This window comes from Gordonia sp. NPDC003504, from assembly GCF_053587995.1.
Map to the genome: position 1 here is coordinate 88191 of NZ_JBSFPC010000004.1, position 21450 is coordinate 109640.

Sequence of the window (21450 nt, forward strand, 5' to 3'; positions counted from 1 at the left end):
TCATATGTTCGAATACGGAGCGCACCAGATTCGAGGTGTGCGAGTTGAGTGGACGAATGTACACTCAATCACATGATCGCCACGACATCCGTCGACGAACCCGGCGAGGTCCGAGCCCTCGCCCGGCTCGGCCTGACCGAACTGTCGGCGGCCACGGTGGGCGTCGCGCGAGTCCATCAGGCGGTGTCGTCGACGGTTTTCGGCGCGATGCGGATCGCCGCCGGGCGGCGCGTCGAGCCGATCCGAATGCTGCACGACACCGTGAGCGAGACGGTGTACACGTCGATCACCGGAATCCTCGACTCCGCCCAGATCGTCGCCGACGCACTGCCGGAAACCGCTCGTCAGCCCAGCCGCACCGTGCGGGGCGCAGCGGTGATCGGGGTCCTCGACGGACTGATCGGCGACGCCCTGGTCGACAACGAACCGGCGCTGGCACCGGAGATGGCAGTCCGGGTCGACGGGGTCCCGGTGACCCTGTCGCCGTCGGCGCTGCGCGCGGCCTTCCCCGACGCGACCGGACATCTCGTGGTATTCCTGCACGGATTGATGGAGACCGAGCATGCGTGGCGGATGGGACACCGACCGTCGTACGGCAGCCGGATGGCTCTCGAGATCGGCGCGACCGAGATCCTGGTGCGCTACAACACCGGACGCGGCATCGCCGACAACGGCGCGTCGCTGGCCGAGTTGCTGAACGCGCTGACACTGCAGTGGCCGGTCCCGGTGCGCCGGGTCTCACTGATCGGGCACTCGATGGGTGGTCTGGTGATCCGCAGCGCATGCCACATCGGCGCCGTCGGCGACCCGGCCCGGCGGGCACCGTGGATTCCGCTGGTGACCGAAACAGTGAGCCTCGGCTCGCCACATCTCGGGGCGCCTCTGGCGCGGGGTGTACACGCGGCGTCGTCGGCCCTGCGAGCACTCAGCGTGACCCGGCCGTTCGGTGAGTTGCTGCGTCGGCGCAGTGCGGGTGTTCGGGATCTCTTCCACGGCACGGTGATCGCCGACGCGAACGCCGGCGCCGACGATCCGGACGGCTTCTGGCAGGCGCCCGGCGCCGACGTGGCGCTGCTCGCCTCGGCGCGGCACCTGTTCGTCACGGCGTCGCTGTTCGACGATCCGGACCATCTGCTCGGTCGCTACCTCGGTGACGGACTGGTACTCACGCCGAGCGGCCGCGGATTCCACCGGTCCCGGCACATCGGGTTCCGCGCCGAGGACGGCATGCACATCGGTCATGCCCACCACTTCACGCTGCTCAACAGTGAGCTGATCTATCCGTGGCTGCGCGACGCCCTCCGGCCGCTGCCGGCGCTGACGGCGGGATGATCCGACACCGGTATGCCGCCGTGGTGTGTCAGGCTACTGTGCTGGGTCAAGGACGACGCGGACGGTGACGCGGCCCTGCTCATCACGCCGCGCGGTACCGTGACCAGGCCGATCGACACCGTCGAGTGTGAGGCTCAACGGTGATCCCTCGCCGGTGAAGTTGCGCCACCAGGTCTTCTTGTCGGCGATGGCCACACCGATCATCACCTCGTCAGGAGATTCGGGCCGTCGCCGATAGGCGACGGGAAATCGCACGGTGGTCCCCGACTTGCGGCCCGTGTAGGTCACGACGGTCATCGAGCCGGCCAGGACGCCGCCGATCACCGGTAGCCCCAACATCGGGATCACCGCCCTGTTCGCGGCGGCTGCGATGGTGTGGAACGCGCTCACTGGTGAGTTCTCCTTGTCGTGGGATGTGTGACCGGGCGGGTCACGGCCGGGGCCCGATGATGACGGTCCGGGTGGCCAGGGCGTCATCGGCGACCGTGGCGATCAGGGTTCCGGGTTTGCGGCCGTCGCGGATCTCCGACACCTCGATCCCGGCCGAGATCAGCCGGTGCCGGGCGGCATGCACGTCGGGGCTGCGCCACGCAACGCCCCAGAGCGCCACCGGAGCGTCCTCGGGCGCCGCCAGCGGAGCGCTCCCGGGGACGTCATCGGGAACGACCACCTCGATCACGAGGTCGGCGACCCGGAAGAAGAGTTGCCGGACGCCGGCGACGACGCGGCGGTCGAGGCGAAAATCGAATCCCAGCGTTGCGCCGAACAAGGCCACCGCACGGTCCCGTCCGACGCAGCTGAACACGAGGTGATCGATCCCGGTGATGTCGCCGGGGTCGGTGTTGGGCGGCCCATCGCTTGTACCGGACACGCCGAAGGGAAAACCATCGGCATACCACTCGCCCGATGCGTGCGGGACCGGACTGAACGCGAGGCCGCGGCGCCGCAGCAGGCGCACCCGGGCATCCGGGTCGTCGGCGGTGACGAGGACGCGGTGTGCGTCATCGACGTCCTTGTGCTGCAACCGGATTCGGGAATTGCCCACGCACAGGTCGGCAGTCGGCGCGGCCGCGCCCAACAGGCGGGCGTAGGCCGGTGCCGACCGTTGCACGTCCACGACCGCCAGATCCACCACGACCGCCGGCGCGTCGGGATCGATCACCTCACCGCTCCCCGGATCTCGCACGATACCGCTCACCGCGCCCGGCTCCCGCGGCGTCGGCTCGAGCGCGGCGGCTCGTCGCGCGGAGGACTGCTGGTGATGTGCCAGGCGCCGCAGGCGCAGCGGTAGCACCGCAGGGCGAGCGAGCGACGACCCGACTCGGTGATGCGGTCGATGCCCTCCCGGGCGGACCGTTCCGACCCGAACGCATCCTTGTCCGGTGTCGGACACGGCGGGCGCGGTCGTGCCACTCGTCGTCGGCGCGGCGGAGTAAGATCGGTGCGCGCCTCGACACGGCGATAGAACTCCTCGAGATCGTCGTCGGAGAAACCAGGCATCGGGTATCAGTGTGCACCGGGATCCCGGAGTCCGCGCCATCGGTTGATCATGGCCATCGGTTGATCATGGTTGTGGACTCAGATCCGGTATTCCGCTGTCTCAGCGAGCCATCCACAGGCGGCGACGGATCACCTCACGCATGCGCCGCAGCTCGGAGTTGCTCAACTGAGCCGGCGGGGCCGCATCGACCAGGCGGTTGACCTCGGAGAAGAAGTCGCGATCCGACAGACCGAACTGCTCGCTGATCTCGCGCGACGATCCGCCGCCCAGCGAGTACCAGCTGGTCTCGAAGTCGACCATCTTCTGTTGTTTGTCGGTGCTCATCGTCATGGTGCCGCCCAGCCCTGGAAGTGTGGTGAACCGCACTCGAGCCACGATGGCCGTTGCTTGGCCACGTGTGGGTCGGTGTGCGCGTTGACGTCCTTTGTACACCGCCACGGTGACGCTGCACAGTCATTTGCGCATCGACGAGGTTAACGTGTCCGCACCCGGGATCCGGTGAACGAGACACCGTGTCGCACTGGACATTCCGTGGGCGGGTGTCGAGGTCCGGTCGATGTCCGGATCGGGCGTGCTCAGCCGTCGTAGCGCGGCACGACCGAGACCACCGTCAGTTCCCGCGGAACGCCCTTGGCCTTGAACCGGCGTCGACGCCGCACCGAGTATCGCGCGGGATCGACGAGTGCGAGCGTCGCATCGCTGATCAACAGTTCCCCGGCGCCGGCCGCGGCGGCCACCCGCGCGGCGATGTTGACGTCCACGCCGAGGAAATCGTCGCCGACCGCCCGCGGATTGCCGGTGTGCAGACCGGCCCGCAACTGCGGCCGGTATCCGTCGACGGTGAGCGCGGACACCGCCCCGATCACCTCGTGGGCGGCCGCGATGGCGTCGTCGGGATCGGCGAAGATCGCCATCACGCCGTCGCCGGGGTTCTTCACGATGCGCCCGCCGCGACGGCCGATGACCTCGTCGGTGGCCGTGTTGACCGCGGCGAGCAGGCGCAGTACCTCGTCGTCTCCCGCGGCCAGTGCCCAGGTGGAGAATGCGACGAGATCGGTGAACAGGATGGTGGCGGTGACCGGACCATCCTGGGCGTGTCGGCGTCGGGTCAACGACTGCCAGGCCTGCACCGCGGTCAGACCGAGTTCGCGGGAGGCGCTGGGCTGCTCGGGACGCGACTGACCGATGAGACGGGCCACCCGGTCGGAGGTCCGCGCCGTCGAGATCGCCGGCGTCGCGTCGGGCAACAGGCTACGCAGCGCGCGGATCGCGCGGACCGCGGTCGGGTTGGCGTCGGTGCGGGCGAGCAGGTCCGCGGCACGCCGCGTGGGTGGGCGGGCCGGCGCGTCGGAATCCGGGCCGGAATCCCGGTCTTGCGGTGTGGGGTCGCTCACCGCAGCCGTTCCGCGTCGCGGGCCAGTTCCAGCAGACCCTCCGCGAGCCCGGAGAGGGTCTCGGAATCGGCCGCCTCGGCCACCGCGGTCGCCAGATCCTCGGCGGCACACCGCAGGGCGAACATGCGATCGCCGAAATCGGCGACGTCGAGCGGGGTCAGGATCACCGCATCGTCAGGGATGGAAGTTCCGGCCACCAGGGCGCGTTGTTCGTAGGCGCGTTGACGGCAAGAACGTTTGCAGTACTTGCGGCGACGCCCCATGTCGGAATCGGCCACCGCCGAACCGCACCATGCGCAGGCATAGGTCCGCCGGGACCGGGTCGCATCCACGGGTCAGACCGTACCCGATCGGTCTCTCCACGGACACGATCTGCGGCGGGCGCCGGTGTCGGCCGGGGCCGACATGAGTTGTGGTTGATCTGTACGGCCACCGAGAAGAGTAGAATGGATCTGTTCAGCTGGTTGTGGTCGGCTCATTCCGGCCAGGACGCGAAGCCGAGAGGAAAGCAGTAGGAAATGGCAGATCGAGTACTTCGGGGTAGCCGCCTCGGTGCGGTGAGCTACGAAACCGATCGTGATCACGATCTTGCGCCGCGGCGTATCGTTCAGTACCGCACCGACAACGGTGAGATCTTTGACGTTCCCTTCGCCGACGATGCCGAGGTGCCGTCGAAGTGGCCGTGCAAGAACGGCATGGAGGGCACCATTCTCGAGGGCGCCGAGCCCGAAGAGAAAAAGGCCAAGCCGCCGCGTACGCACTGGGACATGCTGCTCGAACGGCGCAGCGAAGAGGAGCTCGAGGTGCTCCTCAACGAGCGTCTGGAGCTGCTCAAGCAGCGGCGTCGCGGTGTGACCAACTAACGGTGTGAATCACTGACGGCGAGTACGCCGAACGACACGGCCGGGTGGAGTCTTCACTCCCCGGCCGTGTCGTTTGTGCGGTCTGCTCAGCGACGGATACCGAGTTGGGCCATGCGGGCCTCGGCGCCCCAGCGCAGCACCTTGATGAACGCCTCCGACATCACGCCGCCACTCATCTTGGATTGGCCGATTTCGCGTTCGGTGAAGGTGATGGGTACCTCACGGACGTCGAATCCCGCCTGGATGGTTCGCCAGGCCAGGTCGATCTGGAAGCAGTAGCCCGCCGATTCGACGGTGTCGAGGCTGATCTTGTCGAGTGCGGCACGACGATAGGCGCGATATCCGGCGGTGATGTCGTGGATGCCGGCGCCCAGCGCCAGACGGGCGTAGGTGTTGGCGCCGCGGGAGAGGATCTCGCGCCGCCGGGGCCAGTTGACCAGCTTGCCACCGCGTACGTACCGCGAGCCGATCACCAGGTCGGCGCCGTCGTTGATGGCGGCGAGGAGCGCGGGCAGCTGTTCGGGTGCGTGGCTGCCGTCGGCGTCCATCTCGATGATGACCTCGTAGTCACGTGCCAGGCCCCACGCGAATCCGGCCAGGTAGGCCTTTCCGAGGCCGTCCTTGTCGACGCGGTGCATCACGTGGATGCGTCCGGCATCGTCTGCGGCGGCGAGCTCGTCGGCCACCTCGCCGGTGCCGTCCGGGCTGGAATCGTCGACGATGAGGATGTGGACGCCGCTCAGCGTGGATTGCAGCCGGCCGACGATTATCGGCAGGTTGTCGCGCTCGTTGTAGGTCGGGATCACCACCAGTGCGCCACCGCCGTCGGCGGCCACGAGTGGGGTACGCCCGACTCCCCCAACAGGTGATGGGTCACTGTTCGTCAACGGCGAACTCCTCCGAGTGGTCGGTGCTCCCCGCCACGTGCGGCGGCGGAAAATCTCTGTGTGAACCTAGTACGCAAAGCCAGCGCGGCCAAAAGCGACACCACGGCGATGATCACCGCGAGCCGTTCCGGCCATGGTCCCAGGCGAGTCGCGATCGTCTCGTCGGAACTCAACGGCATGCGATTCTGCAGGATCGCGGCCTCGAAGATGCCGGATTCGGCGGTGATCGTCCCATCCGGTTCGATCAACGCGCTGACGCCGCTGGTCGCGGCGACGATCACGGCCCGTCCGTGTTCGACCGCACGGAACTGCGACATCGCCAACTGCTGATACGTCATGTCGGTGCGTCCGAAGGTCGCGTTGTTGGTGGGGACGTAGAGGATCTGCGCGCCGTCGCGGACCGCATGACGTGCGGCGCGGTCGAAGGCCACCTCCCAGCAGGTCGCGATCCCGACGGTCACCTGACCCGACTGCACCGGAACCGACACCACCGACGGGCCCGACCCGGCCCGGAAGTTGCCCGCCATGTCGGCATAGGAGGAGAACTTCCGGAAGAACGGGCGCCATGGGAGGTACTCGCCGAACGGCTGGATGATGTGCTTGTCGTAGCGGTCGACGGGTCCCCGCGCCCCGTCCCACACCAGGACGGTGTTGGTGGGTCGGCCGTCCTCGCCCCGGATCAGTGTGCCGACCAGGATGGGCGCACCCACCGCCTCGGACGCCGCGGTGATCTCGGCGGCGGCATCGGGGTTGGCGAGCGGATCGATGTCGGAGGCGTTCTCCGGCCAGGCCACGAATGCGGGTTGTTCGGCGTGTCCGGTCCGGATGGCCGCGGCCAGGGCGTACGTCTCGCGGACATGGTTGTCCAGGACGGCGCGTCGCTGGGCATTGAAATCCAGACCCAGGCGGGGGACGTTGCCCTGGATGGCGGCGATCTGCGCCGACGACCCGGCGACATTGCGATCGACGGTGTCGGGAGTCAGGGCGATCGCCGACACCGGTGCCAGCAGTGCCAGTACCACCGCCAGCACCGCCGTGCGCAACACCGAGTCGGGGCATGCGCCCGGGGCCCGGCCCTGCTGAATGGTCAGCTGCACCACCCAGGCGACGCTCGCGCCGAACAGGGCCACCGCCCCGGACACGCCGGGGGCGCCGAGCACCGAGGCGAGCGGCAGCAGTGGGCCGTCGACCTGACTGAAAGCGGCTCGGCCCCAGGGAAATCCGCCGAAGGGAAAGGACGAACGCAAGAACTCGACGAGCACCCAGGACAGTGCGAACCAGATCGGCGGGACCGGCAGACGGGTGGTCAGCGTGGCACACACACCGAAGACCGCGAGATAACCGGCCAGGGCGGCCGCCAGGGCGAGCCACGGCACCGGGCCGACATACACCCCGATCCAGGGCAAGAGGGGGACGAAGAAACCCAGGCCGAACACGAATCCGATCCATGCGCCGGTACGTACCCGCACCCGCACCTCGCTCCCGGCGGCCGGCCCTTCGGTGAGGAGCGCATACAGCAGTCCGAGCGAGAGGACCGCCATGAACCACCAGTCGCGGGGCGGGAATGCCGCCGCCATGGCGAGGCCCGCAACCGCGGCCCCGGCGGTCCGCGCACCCCAGGTGACCCATCGGCGGGTGCGCGGCGACCATCGCTCACTGCGCGGCCACCATCGGATCCGGCCGGTTCCGGCGGCGGTGACGACGTCGTCGTGGCCGGAGTTGTCGTGGTGGGAGCCGTCGTGGCCGGAGTTGTCGTCCCCGGAGTCGCCCGCCACCCGTGCATCGTGTGCGGCGGTGTCCTCGGGTGCGGAACCGGGCCCCGGCGTCACCAATCGTCCCCGACGTAGACGTCGTGGCCGTCGCGGACGGTGCGCACGCAATGTGGCAGTCGCGCATCGGCGGACACATCGGGCAGTGCCGGGACCCGGGATCGCGGGTCGGTCGACCAGCGCTGGACGCCGGCGTGCGAACCGACCACCACGAGCTCGTCGACGTCCCAGATCGCGTAATGTGCCGGGGCGCCCGGTTCCAGGGTGCCGGTCAGGCCGTCATGGGTGCCCCCGGCCCGCCAGCCACCCCGCGTCGCGGCGGCGAAGGCCGCGCGCGCGGACACCGCATGCTCGGCGCGATGCGGATGGACCGCGGCCCGCACCGTCGCCCACGGGGTGATCGGGGTGACCGGGCTGTCCGACGAAAATGACAGGGCGACACCGGTCTTGGCGAGCATCGCGAAATCGTTGAGGGTCGCGGCACGTGCGTCGCCGAGACGTTGGGCGTACAACTGTCCGGGCCCCGCCCATTCGGCGTCGAACAGGGGTTGCATGCCGGCCACCACCCCGCACCGGGCCAGCACCGCGGCGTCGTCGGCGTCGAGCATCTCGGCGTGTTCGATGCGGTGCGCGCACCGCGCCACCGCCGGGGTGCCGAGGTCGTCGGCGACCGCGGCGAACCCCGCCACCACCGCCTTGGCGGCCGCGTCACCGATGACGTGGAAACCGGCCTGAACCCGGGCGACGGTGCAGGAGTGGATGTGGGCGCGGACCACCTCGGGGTCGAGGTAGGCGATGCCGCCGAGTTCGGGTGCGTCGGCGTACGGCGCGGACAGCCACGCGGTATGCGAGCCGAGGGCTCCGTCGACGAACAGATCACCGCCGAGACCGTGTGCCCGGGTGATGGACATCAGTTCGGTGGCGTGCTCGGCACTCTCGGCCGCCTGGCCCCAGTACCGGCGCACGTCGACGGGATGGTCGAGTTCGCCGAGCGCCAGGAAATCATCGAGTCCGGCGATCTCCGGGCCGCCGTTCTCGTGCACCGACACGACCCCCGCCGCGGCGGCCTCGTCGAGCGCCCGGCGCTGCAGTCGTGCGCGCATCTCGGGTGTGATCAGGGTGCGTGCGGCGGCCCGCACCAGGTGATGGGCGTGTGCGACCAGAGGCTCATCGGGATGGAACCCGTCGGCGGCGGCCAGGTCCGGGACGAGTCGGCGCAGTGCCGTCGACGCGACGGCCGAGTGTTCGTCGACCCGCGCGAGGTAACACGGTCGGTGCCCGACGACCGCGTCGATCTCCGCGGTGGTGGGTACCCGGCGTTCGTCGGGGTCGGTGCCGGTCCAGCCGGAGTCATCCCAGCCCAGACCCCAGATGAGGTCTCCCTCGGCGGTGTCGGTGGCGGCGGCGCGGATGCGGGCGAGTGCGTCGGAGCGGTGAGTGGCCTCGCCGAGTGTCAGACCGTCGAGGGCCAGGCCGGTGGAGGTCAGATGCACATGGGAGTCGACGAACGCCGGCGCGACGAAGCGGCCGCGCAGGTCGGTGACGTGTGCGTCGGGATGCAGCGAACGGCCGACGGCGTCGGATCCGACCCAGGTGACGATCCCGTCGGTGACGGCGAGTGCCGTCGCGTCCGGGACGCTCGAGGAGTAGACGGCCCCGCCCAGCAACAGTTCGGTAGACACGGTGGTCCAGTGTGCCCTGAGCGCGTGTCCGGTCCGTCAGTGGCCCCGCGGCAACTGACGTTCACCCGGGGTCCACGCGCCGGTGTCGGCCGAGACCACGTCACCGTCGACGACGGTTCCGTCGATGACCGTGCCGCGCCGGAAGCCGGTGGTGGCATACACCCCCGCGCGGTCCATCGCGACGACCATGCGGCGGGCACCGAAGGCGGTCACCGCGGGCCGGATCAGGCGTCGAGTCGGCGGTGCCAGCAGCAGCATGCCGAGCAGCGTGGACACCACGCCGGGGATGACCAGCAGGAATGTGGATCCGGCGAGCATCGCGGTGTCGGCCAGCGGGGCGCGCGCGTCGACCTCGTTGCGGGATGCGCGGCGCAACTCGCCGAACACCTTGGCGCCCTGCCACCGCAGCATCACGAATCCCAGGACGGCCGCGGCGATCGTGATCAGCACCGCCCAGCCGAAGCCCAGGGTCATCGTCAACGCGACGAAGACGCCGATCTCCACGGCGAGGTAGATGAGTACGTATGCGAGTCGCATGGCGGTGCCTTTCGGTGACGGCCTTTCGGTGACGGTCTACCCGATGCAACGAACGAGCGTCCGATTTTGCTCCGCGCTGACCGCAGCGGTCCCTGGGAAGTCGCTGAGACCTGCCGGCCCTGTCGTCACCGCCGACTCGCGCCGCCGGCCCAGTCGTCCCCGCGTCAGTCGTCCCCGCGTCCCTCGATGTCCCCCTCGGTCTGCAGGTACACCGCGCGCAGATCGGCGAGCATCTCGGCGGGCGGCTCCTGCCACATCCGGCGTTCCACCGCCTCGAGGAGTCGTTCGGCGATGCCGTGCAGGGCCCACGGGTTCGACTCCTGCATGAACTGCTGATTGGTCTCGTCGAGGACGTAGGACTCGGTGAGCTTCTCGTACATCCAGTCGGCGACGACGTCGGTGGTGGCGTCGTAACCGAAGAGGTAGTCGACGGTGGCCGCCATCTCGAAGGCGCCCTTGTATCCGTGCCGCTGCATCGCCGAGATCCACCGCGGATTGACCACGCGGGCACGGAACACGCGGCTGGTCTCCTCCGACAGCGTGCGGGTGCGCACGGCGTCGGGTCGGGTGGAGTCGCCGATGTAGGCCTCCGGTGAGCGTCCGGTGAGCGCGCGCACCGTGGCGACCATGCCGCCGTGATACTGGAAGTAGTCGTCGGAGTCGGCGATGTCGTGCTCGCGGGTGTCGGTGTTCTTCGCGGCCACCGCGATCCGTCGATACGCGCCGCGCATGTCCTCGACGGCGGCGACACCGTCGAGGTCACGGCCATAGGCGTAGCCGCCCCACTCGGTGTAGACGCGGGCCAGGTCCTCGTCGGTGCGCCAGTCGCGGGAATCGATGAGCTGCAACAGGCCGGCGCCGTAGGTGCCCGGTTTGGAGCCGAAGATGCGCGTGGTGGCCCGACGTCGGTCGCCGTGTTCGGCGAGCGCGGCACGCGCGTGGGCGGCGACGAAGTTGTCCTCGTCGGATTCGTCGGCGCCGGCGGCGAGGGCGACCGCGTCGTCGAGCATCGTCACGACGTGCGGGAAGGCATCGCGGAAGAATCCGGAGATCCGCACGGTGACGTCGATGCGGGGTCGGCCGAGTTCGGCGAGGGGGATGAGTTCGAGTGTCGACACCCGTCGGGAGGCGTCATCCCAGACCGGCATCACCCCGAGCAGGGCGAGGATCTCGGCGATGTCGTCGCCGGAGGTGCGCATCGCGCTGGTCCCCCACGCCGACAATCCGACGGATGCCGGGAATTCACCGTGGTCGGTGCGATAGCGCTCGAGCAGTGAGTCGGCCATCGCCCGGCCGGTCTCCCACGCCAGTCGCGACGGCACCGCCTTCGGGTCGACCGAGTAGAAGTTGCGGCCGGTGGGCAGCACGTTGATCAGTCCGCGCAGCGGGGATCCACTGGGTCCGGCCGGGATGAAACCGCCGTCGAGGGCGTGCAGGACCCGGGGGATCTCGCGGGTGGTCTGGCGTAGGCGGGGCACCACCTCGGTGGCGGCGAAGGTGAGGATGTCGGCGACGGCCTGCGGGTGACCGTCGGCCGCGGCCGCCACGGCAGCGGCCGACCAGTCGTCCTTCGCGCACGTCTGCACCAGCCCGCGGGCGAGGTGTTCGATCTCGTCGACCTCGCCGCGGGCGGCCTCGCCGCTGCCCTCGGTCAGGCCGAGCGCCTCGCGGAGGCCGGGCAGCGCGGCGCTACCGCCCCACAGTTGCCGGGCCCGCAGCATCGCCAGGACGAGATCGACCTCGGCGTCGTCGACGGGGGGCTCGCCGAGGACGTGCAGTCCGTCGCGGATCTGCACGTCCTTGATCTCGCACAGCCAGCCGTCCACATGCAACAGCATGTCGTCGAAGACGTCCTCGTCGGGTCGTTCGGACAGACCGAGATCGTGATCCATCTTGGCCGCGGTCAGCAGCGTCCAGATCTGCTGGCGGATCGCGGGCAGCTTCGCCGGGTCGAGGGTGGAGATGTTGGCGTGCTCGTCGAGGAGTTGCTCGAGCCGCGCGATGTCACCGTAGCTTTCGGCGCGCGCCATCGGCGGGATGAGGTGATCGACGAGAACCGCGTGGGCGCGACGTTTGGCCTGCGTCCCCTCCCCCGGATCGTTGACCAGGAACGGGTACACCAGCGGCAGATCACCGAGGGCCGCGTCGGTGCCGCAGTCCGCCGACATGCCGAGGGTCTTGCCGGGCAGCCACTCCAGGTTGCCGTGCTTGCCGACGTGGACGACCGCGTCCGCACCGAAACCCGGTATGTCCGCAGGGTTCTCGGTCCGACCGGCCACCCAGCGATACGACGCCAGGTAGTGATGTGACGGCGGGAGATCCGGATCGTGGTAGATGGCCACCGGGTTCTCGCCGAACCCGCGCGGTGGCTGTACCAGGATCGCGATGTTGCCGAAACGCAGTGCGGCCACGACGATGTCGCCGTCGGGGTTGGTCGCGCGGTCGACGAACAGGTCACCCGGCGGAGGTCCCCAGTGGGCGATCACCGACTCCCGCAGACCGTCGGGAAGGGTGGCGAACCACCGCGTGTAATCGGCCGCCGACACCCGAATCGGATTGGCGGATAAGGCTTCCTCGGTCAGCCAGTCCGGATCCTGCCCGCCGGCGGCGATGATCGCGTGGATCAGTGCATCCGAATCGTCCTCGGCGAGGCCGGGAATCGCACCGTCACCGGTCGCCGGGCCGGTGTCGTAACCGGCGGTGCGCATCGCCGACAGCAGGCGCAGCAGGCTGCGCGGGGTGTCGAGCCCCACGGCGTTGCCGATGCGGGCGTGCTTGGTGGGATACGCCGACAGCATGATCGCGATACGACGCTGTGGAGGGGCGGTGTGCCGTAACCGGGCGTGCGCCACGGCGATTCCGGCGACCCGCGCGCACCGTTCGTCGTCGGGCGCGTAGGTGGGCAGCCCGTTCTCGTCGAACTCCTTGAACGAGAAGGGAACCGTGATGATGCGTCCGTCGAACTCGGGAACCGCCACCTGGGTGGCCACGTCCAGTGGTGACAGACCGTCGTCGTTGGCCTCCCAGTCCGCCCGCGGACCGGTCAGGCACAGGCCCTGCAGGATCGGGATGTCGAGTGCCGCAAGGCGTTCGATATTCCACGCCTCGTCGTCGCCGCCGGCCGAGGCGGTCGCCGGGGTGGCCCCGCCGGCCGCGAGGACCGTCACCACCAGCGCGTCGGCGGTGCCGAGGAGCTCGATGAGGTCGTCGGGTGCGGTGCGCAGCGACGCGCAGAAGACCGGCAGTGCGCGTGCGCCCTTCGCCTCGATCGCCCGGCATAGTGCGTCGATGTAGCGGGTGTTGCCCGCGAGGTGTTGCGCACGGTAGTAGAGCACCGCGATCGTCGGACCGTCGTTGTCGGCGGCGGCACGCTCGAGCACACCCCACGGCGGGGTCTGCACCGTCGGTTCGAATCCGAGGCCGGTGAGCAGAACGGTGTCGGACAGGAAGTTGTACAGATTGACCAGATTGGGCACGCCACCCGCGGCGAGGTAATTGTGGGCCTCCTGCGCGACACCCGCCGGTACCGTCGAGAGGGCCATCAGGTCGGGGTCGGGTTGCTGCTCACCGGAGAGCACGACCACCGGGGAACCCACCGCCAGAACCGCATCGAGCCCCTCCTCCCATGCCCGACGGCCGCCGAGGATGCGGACGACGGTGAGGTCGGCGGCGGCGACCATGTCACCGACCTCGTCGACCAGCAGACGCGACGGGTTGGCCACCCGGTAGTCGGCACCACTGGCATGCGCGGTGATGAGGTCGGTGTCGGAGGTCGACAGCAGCAGGATCATGGTGCACTCCTCACCGGGGTTGCGCGCCCGGTCACGACGGTCGGGGCACCCAGTCGCAGGTCTGGCTTGTGGGCGTCGTCGGCCCGACACAGTGGCGCGACCGCGCCGGAATCGCACCGGCTTCTGCCGCACTGGGTGTGCCCGAAAGCCTAGTCGAGCCCTCCGGCGCCGGAACACCCACGTCGACGCCGCGGCGAGGGGACACACTCGTGTCCGCGACGAGGAGACACACTCGTGTCCGCGACTACCCTCGACGGTGTGACCGGCCACGACCAACGCCCCGCCCACGACCGCTGCCCGGGTGTCTTCGACCCCCATCCCGCGGCCGACGGTGCGCTGGCGCGCATCCGGCTGGTCGGCGGATCGCTGAAGCCGTCGGCGATGGGTGCCCTCGCCCGGGTCGCCGCCGACCACGGCGACGGTTTCATCGAGTTGACCGGCCGCGCCAACGTCCAGTTGCGCGGGATCACCGACGTGGCGGCCGTCGCCGACGCCCTGATCGCCGCCGACCTCGTCCCCAGCACCACCCACGAGAAGATTCGCAACATCGAGGTCAGTGCCCTGACCGGTCGGATCGGTGGTCGGGCCGCCGTTCGTGAGGTGGCGGTCGCCCTCGACCTGGCGCTGCGCGCCGAGGCCGCGCTGACATCGCTGTCGGGACGTTTCCTCTTCGGAGTCGACGACGGTCGCGGTGACATTCTCGCCCGACGTCCCGACGTGTGTGCCGTGGTGCGTGCCGACGGCCGTACCGACATCATGATCGACGGGACGGGCGTCGGGTCGGTGGCCGACTCGGCCGACGTCGCGCCCGCCCTCGTGGCCGTGGCGACCGACATGGTGGAGATCGCCGGGCCGCGTGGCGCGTGGCGTGTCCGTGACCTCGACGACACCTCGCGCGCGCGGTTGCTGACGGCGGCGGCCGCACGGCTGACGCCACCGGCCGGGGCGGCCGACGACGCCGAGCCGGTCGGACCGGCCGAGACGATCGCGCCGATCGTCGGATGGTTCACCCAGGACGACGATCGGGTGCTGCTCGGTGCCGTCGTCGAGGCGGCGCGAGTGCCGGCGCGGTTGGCGGAGTTCCTGTCCGCCATTGGCGCCCCCATCGTCGTGACGCCGAACCGGGAGATCCTGATCTGCGATCTCACCGAGGGCGTCGCCGAGACCGTGGTGCGGGTTCTGGCACCGATGGGCTTGATCTTCGACGCCGCCTCGCCGTGGGCCCGGGTGAGTTGCTGTGTCGGGGCGCCCGGCTGTGCCAACGCCCACGCCCCGGTACGCGCCGACCTGATCGCGCACATCGCCTCCGGTGCCGAGATCACCGACCGGCAGCATTGGGTGGGCTGCGCGCGTGGATGCGGGTCGCCCGCCGGACCGCATCTGCGGGTGGAGGCCGGGCCGGACGGATACGTGCGCAGCGCCCGCTAGGCTTGTCCCACCATGACTGACTATCTGCGCGACGGTGCCGCGATCTATCGGCGATCGTTCGCGATGATCCGCGAGGAATCCGACCTGTCAGCGTTCGCGCCGGACGTGGGTACCGTCGTCGTCCGGATGATCCATTCCTGCGGGCAGACCGACCTCGCCGGTGACGTCGTGGCCACCCCGGGCGTGGTGAGTGCCGCCCGCGGCGCGCTGCGGTCCGGTGCACCGATTTTGTGCGACGCGACGATGGTCGCCTCCGGGATCACCCGACGGCGTCTGCCGGCCGACAACGAGGTGATCTGTCACCTGAAGGATCCGCGGGTCGCCGCACTCGCCGAACGGATGCAAACCACGAGAACCGCTGCCGCGCTGGAACTCTGGGGAGATCGACTCGAAGGATCGGTGGTGGCGATCGGGAATGCGCCGACGGCGCTGTTCGCGTTGTTGGAGATGATCGACGCCGGGGCGCCGCGGCCGGCGGCCGTCGTGGGGGCGCCGGTGGGCTTCGTCGGAGCGGCCGAATCGTGCGCCGAACTCGCCGCCCGCACCGACCTCGAGTTCATCACCGTCACCGGCCGCCGCGGCGGATCGGCGATCACCGCCGCGGCCGTCAACGCCCTGGCCACGCCGGAGGAGTGAGGGTGTCGGCAGCGCCGGGAGTCGGCACGCTCTGGGGTGTGGGCCTCGGCCCCGGCGACAGCGACCTGGTGACGGTCAAGGCCGCCCGCGTCATCGAGAGCGCCGACGTCGTCGCCTACCACTGTGCGCGCCATGGCCGCAGCATCGCGCGATCGGTGGCCGAACCGTACCTGCGGGACGGGCAGATCGAAGAGCGCCTGATGTATCCGGTGACCACCGAGACGGCCGACCATCCCCGTGGGTACCGTGGCGCACTCGACGACTTCTACAGCGAGAGCGCCGAAGTGCTGGCGACCCACCTGAGCGCCGGGCGTGACGTGGCGCTGCTGGCCGAGGGCGATCCCCTGTTCTTCAGCTCGTACATGCACATGCACAAACGACTCGCCGACCGCTTCCCCACCGAGATCATCCCCGGGGTCACGTCGGTCAGCGCGGCGTCGGCGGCCACCGAGATCCCGCTCGTCGAGGGTGAGGAGACACTCACCGTGGTGCCCGGCACTCTGCCGGTGCCGCGGATGCGCGAATTGTTCTGTCGCGCCGATGCCTTCGTGGTGATGAAACTGGGCCGGACGTTCACCCGGGTGCGCGAGGCCCTCGCCGCGGCCGACCGGCTCGACGAGGCCTGGTACGTCGAGCGGGCATCGACGTCGGTGCAGAAGGTGGCTCCAGCCGCGGACGTGGATCCGGCTGCGGTGCCCTACTTCTCGATGATCGTGGTCCCCGGCCGCACCAACAATCCACGCGCCGACGTCGCCGGGCAGGTGCGTGGTGAGGTGGTGGTCGTCGGGTTGGGTCCGGGTGCCGACGACTGGACCACCCCCGAGGTCACCCGCGAGTTGGCGGCGGCCACCGACCTCGTCGGGTACAAGACCTACCTCGCCCGCGTCTCGGCGCGGCCCGGTCAGCGCGTGCACTCCTCGGACAATCGGGTGGAGGCCGAAAGAGCGGAATTCGCACTCGATCTCGCGTCGCGCGGGGCCCGCGTCGCGGTAATCTCGTCCGGCGACCCCGGGGTGTTCGCGATGGCGACGGCCGTCGCGGAGGTCGCCGCGGACCCACGCTGGGCGGACGTGGCGGTGCGGGTGGTGCCCGGGGTGACGGCGGCATCGGCGGTCGCCGCGGCCGTGGGTGCTCCCCTCGGTCACGATTTCGCGGTGATCTCGCTGTCGGATCGGCTCAAGCCGTGGGATGTGATCGTCGAACGGATCCGGCACGCGCTGGCCGCCGATCTGGTGATCGCGATCTACAACCCCGGTTCGGCGAGCCGCCACTGGCAGGTGGCGGCACTCAAAGAGATTCTGGCCGAGGCGGTCCCGGGTGATCGGGTGATCATCCTCGGGCGTGACGTCGGCGGGCCCCAGCAGTCGCTCACCGTGACCACCGTGGCCGCTTTCGACCCGGCCATCGTCGACATGCGCACCCTGGTGATGATCGGGTCGTCGGCGACGACGGTGGCCTCGCGGGCCGCCGGGGATCTGGTCTTCACCCCGCGCGACCATCCACGCGGCGGATCGACGCGGTGATCGGGGTCTGAATCACTCGGCCGGCAACTGATCGGCCACCCATTGGCCCGCGGTCGCGACATCGTCGGTGACCGGTGTGTCGGCCGGTTCGCCGGGACGATCCACCATCACCACGCCGACACCCAGCATGCGTGCGGCGTCGAGTTTCGGTCGGGTGAGCTCTCCCCCGCTGTTCTTGGTGACCAGCGTGTCGATGCGGTGCTCGCGCATCAGGGCCAGTTCGCCGTCGAGGTGGTACGGGCCACGCGAGCGCAGGATCTCGTGATGCGGTGGTACCGCGCCGGTCGGGGGGTCGACGACGCGGATCGCGAACCAGGCGGAGGAGATCTGGGCGAACGCCGAGACATCCTGTCGTCCGGTGGTCAGCAGAATCCGGCGCGGACCGTGTTCCATGGCGCGTGCGGCCGCCCCGATCGTCGGAACCATCCGCCAGACGTCGTCGGGTCCGGGCAACCACGCGCGACGACGCAACCGCAGCAGCGGGACGCGCGCCTCGGCGCAGGCCGTCGCGGCGTTGGTGGTGATGGTGGCCGCGAACGGATGGGTGGCGTCCACCACCGCACCGATGCGGTTGTCGCGCAACCACTCCCGCAGACCCTCGGCGCCGCCGAAGCCGCCGATGCGGACCTCTCCGACGGGTAGGCGGGGATTGGATACCCGCCCGGCAAGCGAACTGATGACGTCGTGGGGGCCGTCGTCGAGAACACGTGCCAGCGCCCGGGCCTCGGCGGTTCCCCCGAGAATCAGCACGCGGCGTCGCCTGTTCATGGGTGTCGACCGTTCATGGGTGCGGGTCCGCTCCGTCGACATCGGCGCGCAGCTTCGTCATCCGCGCCGTCGAGTACAGGTAGCTGTCGAGGCGGTCCGGGCTGTCGGCCGCGCCGAGAACCGCTCCGACGAAGATGACGGCGGTGCGTCGAATCGCGTTGGCCGCCAGCGCCCCGGGCAGTTCGGACAGCGCGCACCGGATGACCTGCTGTTCGGGTCGCGAGGCGAAGGCGACCACCGCGGTGGGACAGTCGGCTCCGTAGTGCGGCGTCAACTCGGCGGTGATCTGCTCGGCCTGATGCGCGGCGAGGTGCAGCGCCAGGGTCACGCCCGTCGCGGCGAGGGTGGCGAGGTCCTCCCCGGTGGGCATGTCGGTCGACAGGGTCGACACCCGGGTGATCAAGAGGCTTTGTCCGACACCGGGAATGGTGAGTTCGTTCTCGAGGGCCGCGGCGGCGGCGGCGAAGGCCGGTACGCCGGGCACCCACTCGACGGCGATGCCCAGCGCACGAATGTGTCGGACCTGCTCGGTGACCGCCGAGTACAGCGACAGATCCCCGGAGTGCACACGCGCGACGTCGTGTCCGGCGGTGTGGGCGTCGGAGATGTGGGAGATGATCTCCGGCAATGGCATACGTGCGGTGTCGATGATATGGGCGTCGGGTGCGCAGAGTCCCAGGATCTCGTCCGGCACGAGGGACCCGGCCACCAGAACCGTCTGACACCGCCCGAGGATGCGCGCCCCGCGCAGGGTGATCAGGTCGGCGGCACCGGGGCCGGCACCGATGAGATAGACGGTCATCGGTGGTTCCCCTGCCCGGCGGGTGTGTTACCGAACCACTGGACGATCGGCAACGCCGGGCGCCACGCGGAGAAACCACCCAGCGGCGCGGCCGTCTCGATACCGATCCGGCGCAGGACACCGGGATGGTCACGATGCCAATTGATCATCAGGGCCTGATTCTCGATGGTCACCGCGTTGACGACCAGACGACCACCCGAAGGTAGTGCCGCCCAGGCAGATTCGAGGATGTCGCGGGTGAGTCCACCGCCGATGAACACCGCGTCCGGCGGTGCGGCGGTACGCAGTGCGTCCGGTGCGGCGCCGCGGATGTCGATCCGCGTGGCGACGCCGTGACGTCGGGCGTTGGCCGCGATGCGTTCGGCGCGGTCCGGATCCTTCTCGAACGCCACCACCCGTACCCCGGGAGCGGCCCGCAGCCATTCGATGCCGACGCTCCCCGATCCGGAACCGATGTCCCACAACACCTGTCGCGCCGAGGGGGCCAGAGCGCAGACGGTGAGCGTGCGGACCGCGGACTTGGTGATCTGACCGTCGTGATCGAAGGCGTCGTCGGCGCGGCCGGGCAGCGTCGAGCGGTGCGGCCCCACACAGTCAAGCGCAATGATGTTGAGAGCGTCCACGTTCGCGGCGCGGTCCCAGCCGTCGACGGTACCCGAGGTGACGCGTTCGGCCGGGCCGCCGAGCTGTTCGAGCACGACCATGCCCGAGGCGCCGAATCCGTTGTCGGCCAGGATGTCGGCGACACGCGCGGGGGTGGCGGCGTCGCGGCTCAATACCAGCAGCCGACGGCCGTCGGTGATCTCGGTGAGCACGATCTCCGGATCGGCGGTGACCGCGCTGACGATGTCGGTCTGGGCCAGGTCCCAACCGAGCCGGGCGCAGGCCAACGACGCGCTCGACACCTGCGGTATGACGGTGACGCGATGGGCGCCGACGGCACGGACGATGGTGGATCCGATGCCGTGGAACATGGGATCACCGCTGGCGAGGACGTGGATCGTCGACGACCCCGCGGTACCGGTGGTCGAATCCAGGAGCGCGGCAAGGTGTTCGGACATGGGCGAGGTCCACGGGACACATCGGCCGGCCGGTCCGTCGAGCATGTCGAGTTGACGGCGGGAGCCGTGGATGATCGACGCCGACTCCAAGGCGCGACGGGCGGGCGGGGTGAGACCGTCCCACCCGTCGGCGCCGATCCCGACCACCACGAAATGCGGTCCGTCGGCCCGAGCGGATTCGGGTGCTGGGGTTCCGGGTGCTGGGGCTCCGGGTGTCGGGGTCATCGCGGAAGTCGTCGCCAGATCGCTCGTGGTAACAGCCGCATCCCGACGAACAGCGGACGCAGAGTCCACGGAACCCACACCTCGCCCTTGCCCTTCCGGTACGCCCGCGCCACCGCGGTGGCGACCTGATCGGCGGTCACCGACAACGGTGCCGGCGTGGTGCCCGCGGCCATCAGATCCGCGGTCATGTTGCCGATCACGAACCCCGGGCGCACGAGCAGCACGCGGGCACGGCTGTCATGCAGCGCGTCGGCCAGGCCCGAGGCGAATCCGTCGAGTCCGGCCTTGGTGGAGCCGTAGACGTAGTTGGCGCGCCGCACCCGGATCCCGGCCACCGAGGAGAACACGATGATGGTGCCCGAGCGTTGCGCCCGCAGTGCGGTGGCCAACGGCGTGAGCACACTGACCTGTGCGAGGTAGTCGGTGTGGGCGATCTGCAGGGCGTGGGTGACGTCGGTCTCGGCGCGAGCCTGATCACCGAGAATGCCGAAGGCCACGATGGCGACCTCGATGGGGCCGTGCTCACGCACGATCAGGTCGATCAGTGCCGGGTGGGAACCGGTGTCGTCGGCGTCGAAGGCGATCGTGGACACCGACGTCGCACCGGCCGCCCGAAGTGTCGCCGTCTCGGCGTCGAGGTCGTCGGGGCGTCGTGCCGCCAGCACAATCGGATGCCCCGGGGCCAACTCGGCCGCCAGCGCCACCCCGATCTCGCTGCGACCGCCGAAGACGACGACGCTGCCGGTCCGGTTCTGCCCACCATCATTTGTCACGTTCCGAGTATTTCATCGACGTGAGGTGGGGGCGTGAGGGTGGTGAGTCCCCCACTACCGTGGAGGCCATGTCACGATCGCGGTCCGACCTGGGTGCCGAGGCGCTCGCCTTTCTCACCGAACGACATCTGGGTGCCATCACCACCCTGCGTGCCGACGGCACGCCGCACGCGGTGGCGGTGGGGTTCACCTACGACCCGGAATCGGGGCTGGCGCGGGTGATCACCGTGGACGGCAGCCAGAAGGTCCGCAACGTCGAGCGCGGTGGATACGCCGCTCTCACCCACGTCGACGGGCCCCGGTGGTTGACCCTCGAAGGTCCGGCCCGGGTGCGGCGGGAGCCCGACCGCGTCGCAGAGGCGGAGAACCGCTACGCCGCGCGGTACCGCCGGCCCAAGCCGAACCCGCGGCGCGTCGTCATCGAGGTGACCGTCGAGCGGGTGATGGGGTCGCGCACCCTGCTGGGGTGAGCACTCCT

Annotated in this window: 21 protein-coding genes; 6 read left to right on the forward strand and 15 right to left on the reverse strand. The window is 69.8% G+C overall.

Annotated features, from left to right (window positions below; all coding sequences use genetic code 11):
* The first annotated feature begins 72 nt into the window (after positions 1-72).
* Positions 73-1332, forward strand: coding sequence for an esterase/lipase family protein (locus ACWDPV_RS09885; RefSeq protein WP_449742806.1), 1260 nt, complete (start codon positions 73-75; stop codon positions 1330-1332).
* 33 nt (positions 1333-1365) lie between these two features.
* Here the strand turns inward: ACWDPV_RS09885 and ACWDPV_RS09890 are convergent, their stop codons facing one another.
* The 6 genes from ACWDPV_RS09890 to ACWDPV_RS09915 form a co-directional block, all read right to left on the reverse strand.
* Positions 1366-1722, reverse strand: a complete 357-nt coding sequence (locus ACWDPV_RS09890) for a hypothetical protein (protein WP_449742807.1) — start codon at positions 1720-1722, stop codon at positions 1366-1368.
* A 40-nt stretch (positions 1723-1762) separates the two neighbouring features.
* On the reverse strand, positions 1763-2530 hold the full coding sequence (locus ACWDPV_RS09895; RefSeq protein WP_449742808.1) for a VOC family protein: 768 nt from the start codon (positions 2528-2530) through the stop codon (positions 1763-1765).
* Positions 2527-2832: a hypothetical protein gene (locus tag ACWDPV_RS09900; protein ID WP_449742809.1), complete on the reverse strand. Its 306-nt coding sequence runs from the start codon at positions 2830-2832 to the stop codon at positions 2527-2529. The genes ACWDPV_RS09895 and ACWDPV_RS09900 overlap by 4 nt, the downstream gene beginning before the upstream one ends.
* 100 nt (positions 2833-2932) lie before the next feature.
* Positions 2933-3157, reverse strand: coding sequence for a DUF3263 domain-containing protein (locus tag ACWDPV_RS09905; RefSeq protein ID WP_449742990.1), 225 nt, complete (start codon positions 3155-3157; stop codon positions 2933-2935).
* Between the two features lie 251 nt (positions 3158-3408).
* Positions 3409-4227, reverse strand: a complete 819-nt coding sequence (locus tag ACWDPV_RS09910; RefSeq protein WP_449742810.1) for an adenylate/guanylate cyclase domain-containing protein — start codon at positions 4225-4227, stop codon at positions 3409-3411.
* Positions 4224-4490 carry a hypothetical protein gene (locus ACWDPV_RS09915; RefSeq protein WP_449742991.1) on the reverse strand — a complete coding sequence of 89 codons (267 nt, stop codon included), beginning with the start codon at positions 4488-4490 and terminating at the stop codon, positions 4224-4226. The genes ACWDPV_RS09910 and ACWDPV_RS09915 overlap by 4 nt, the downstream gene beginning before the upstream one ends.
* 255 nt (positions 4491-4745) lie before the next feature.
* Here ACWDPV_RS09915 and ACWDPV_RS09920 point away from each other — a divergent pair, with 255 nt between their 5' ends.
* Positions 4746-5090: an RNA polymerase-binding protein RbpA gene (locus ACWDPV_RS09920; protein ID WP_348803878.1), complete on the forward strand. Its 345-nt coding sequence runs from the start codon at positions 4746-4748 to the stop codon at positions 5088-5090.
* Positions 5091-5176: 86 nt separating this feature from the next.
* Here the strand turns inward: ACWDPV_RS09920 and ACWDPV_RS09925 are convergent, their stop codons facing one another.
* The 5 genes from ACWDPV_RS09925 to cobN all read right to left on the reverse strand — a co-directional run bounded on the left by ACWDPV_RS09925 (position 5177) and on the right by cobN (position 13756).
* Positions 5177-5977 carry a polyprenol monophosphomannose synthase gene (locus ACWDPV_RS09925; RefSeq protein ID WP_449742811.1) on the reverse strand — a complete coding sequence of 267 codons (801 nt, stop codon included), beginning with the start codon at positions 5975-5977 and terminating at the stop codon, positions 5177-5179.
* Positions 5974-7554 (reverse strand): apolipoprotein N-acyltransferase, encoded by a 1581-nt coding sequence (gene lnt / locus ACWDPV_RS09930; protein WP_449742992.1) that lies wholly within the window; start codon positions 7552-7554, stop codon positions 5974-5976. The genes ACWDPV_RS09925 and lnt overlap by 4 nt, the downstream gene beginning before the upstream one ends.
* 248 nt (positions 7555-7802) lie before the next feature.
* Positions 7803-9428 (reverse strand): amidohydrolase, encoded by a 1626-nt coding sequence (locus ACWDPV_RS09935; protein WP_348803875.1) that lies wholly within the window; start codon positions 9426-9428, stop codon positions 7803-7805.
* A gap of 36 nt (positions 9429-9464) precedes the next feature.
* On the reverse strand, positions 9465-9965 hold the full coding sequence (locus ACWDPV_RS09940) for an FxsA family protein (protein ID WP_348803874.1): 501 nt from the start codon (positions 9963-9965) through the stop codon (positions 9465-9467).
* Between the two features lie 164 nt (positions 9966-10129).
* Positions 10130-13756 (reverse strand): cobaltochelatase subunit CobN, encoded by a 3627-nt coding sequence (gene cobN, locus ACWDPV_RS09945; protein WP_449742812.1) that lies wholly within the window; start codon positions 13754-13756, stop codon positions 10130-10132.
* A gap of 234 nt (positions 13757-13990) precedes the next feature.
* Between cobN and cobG the strand changes: the two genes are divergently transcribed.
* The 3 genes from cobG to ACWDPV_RS09960 are packed head-to-tail and all read left to right on the forward strand — an operon-like array spanning position 13991 to position 17343.
* Positions 13991-15184, forward strand: coding sequence for a precorrin-3B synthase (cobG, locus tag ACWDPV_RS09950; RefSeq protein WP_449742813.1), 1194 nt, complete (start codon positions 13991-13993; stop codon positions 15182-15184).
* Positions 15185-15196: 12 nt separating this feature from the next.
* Positions 15197-15820: a precorrin-8X methylmutase gene (locus ACWDPV_RS09955; protein ID WP_449742814.1), complete on the forward strand. Its 624-nt coding sequence runs from the start codon at positions 15197-15199 to the stop codon at positions 15818-15820.
* Between the two features lie 2 nt (positions 15821-15822).
* Positions 15823-17343, forward strand: a complete 1521-nt coding sequence (locus ACWDPV_RS09960) for a precorrin-2 C(20)-methyltransferase (RefSeq protein WP_449742815.1) — start codon at positions 15823-15825, stop codon at positions 17341-17343.
* Positions 17344-17355: 12 nt separating this feature from the next.
* Here ACWDPV_RS09960 and ACWDPV_RS09965 read toward each other — a convergent pair whose 3' ends face one another.
* Genes ACWDPV_RS09965 through ACWDPV_RS09980 form a run of 4 tightly spaced genes read right to left on the reverse strand, consistent with a single transcriptional unit; the run spans position 17356 to position 20972 of the window.
* Positions 17356-18111, reverse strand: coding sequence for a cobalt-precorrin-6A reductase (locus ACWDPV_RS09965; RefSeq protein WP_449742816.1), 756 nt, complete (start codon positions 18109-18111; stop codon positions 17356-17358).
* Positions 18112-18124: 13 nt separating this feature from the next.
* Positions 18125-18913 (reverse strand): cobalt-precorrin-4/precorrin-4 C(11)-methyltransferase, encoded by a 789-nt coding sequence (locus ACWDPV_RS09970; RefSeq protein ID WP_449742817.1) that lies wholly within the window; start codon positions 18911-18913, stop codon positions 18125-18127.
* Complete coding sequence (gene cbiE / locus ACWDPV_RS09975) at positions 18910-20199, reverse strand: precorrin-6y C5,15-methyltransferase (decarboxylating) subunit CbiE (protein ID WP_449742818.1); 1290 nt, start codon at positions 20197-20199, stop codon at positions 18910-18912. Before cbiE ends, ACWDPV_RS09970 begins: the two co-directional genes overlap by 4 nt.
* The gene (locus tag ACWDPV_RS09980; RefSeq protein WP_449742819.1) at positions 20196-20972 is read right to left on the reverse strand and encodes an SDR family NAD(P)-dependent oxidoreductase; all 777 of its coding nucleotides are present in this window, start codon (positions 20970-20972) and stop codon (positions 20196-20198) included. The genes cbiE and ACWDPV_RS09980 overlap by 4 nt, the downstream gene beginning before the upstream one ends.
* Before the next feature lie 68 nt (positions 20973-21040).
* On the opposite strand from ACWDPV_RS09980, the gene ACWDPV_RS09985 reads away from it, so the two are divergent.
* Entirely contained in the window at positions 21041-21442 is a 402-nt protein-coding gene (locus tag ACWDPV_RS09985; RefSeq protein WP_449742820.1) for a pyridoxamine 5'-phosphate oxidase family protein, read from the forward strand.
* Positions 21443-21450: the final 8 nt, after the last annotated feature.

Bases quoted from the DNA above. Each gene is read 5' to 3' on its own strand.
- ACWDPV_RS09905 (WP_449742990.1), bottom strand. From the start codon at position 3,157: ATGAGCACCGACAAACAACAGAAGATGGTCGACTTCGAGACCAGCTGG.
- ACWDPV_RS09965 (WP_449742816.1), bottom strand. From the start codon at position 18,111: ATGAACAGGCGACGCCGCGTGCTGATTCTCGGGGGAACCGCCGAGGCC.
- lnt (WP_449742992.1), bottom strand. From the start codon at position 7,554: ATGGCGGCGGCATTCCCGCCCCGCGACTGGTGGTTCATGGCGGTCCTC.
- ACWDPV_RS09900 (WP_449742809.1), bottom strand. From the start codon at position 2,832: ATGCCTGGTTTCTCCGACGACGATCTCGAGGAGTTCTATCGCCGTGTC.
- ACWDPV_RS09955 (WP_449742814.1), top strand. From the start codon at position 15,197: ATGACTGACTATCTGCGCGACGGTGCCGCGATCTATCGGCGATCGTTC.
- cobN (WP_449742812.1), bottom strand. From the start codon at position 13,756: ATGATCCTGCTGCTGTCGACCTCCGACACCGACCTCATCACCGCGCAT.
- ACWDPV_RS09970 (WP_449742817.1), bottom strand. From the start codon at position 18,913: ATGACCGTCTATCTCATCGGTGCCGGCCCCGGTGCCGCCGACCTGATC.
- ACWDPV_RS09985 (WP_449742820.1), top strand. From the start codon at position 21,041: ATGTCACGATCGCGGTCCGACCTGGGTGCCGAGGCGCTCGCCTTTCTC.
- ACWDPV_RS09940 (WP_348803874.1), bottom strand. From the start codon at position 9,965: ATGCGACTCGCATACGTACTCATCTACCTCGCCGTGGAGATCGGCGTC.
- ACWDPV_RS09885 (WP_449742806.1), top strand. From the start codon at position 73: ATGATCGCCACGACATCCGTCGACGAACCCGGCGAGGTCCGAGCCCTC.
- cbiE (WP_449742818.1), bottom strand. From the start codon at position 20,199: ATGACCCCGACACCCGGAGCCCCAGCACCCGGAACCCCAGCACCCGAA.
- ACWDPV_RS09915 (WP_449742991.1), bottom strand. From the start codon at position 4,490: ATGGGGCGTCGCCGCAAGTACTGCAAACGTTCTTGCCGTCAACGCGCC.
- ACWDPV_RS09920 (WP_348803878.1), top strand. From the start codon at position 4,746: ATGGCAGATCGAGTACTTCGGGGTAGCCGCCTCGGTGCGGTGAGCTAC.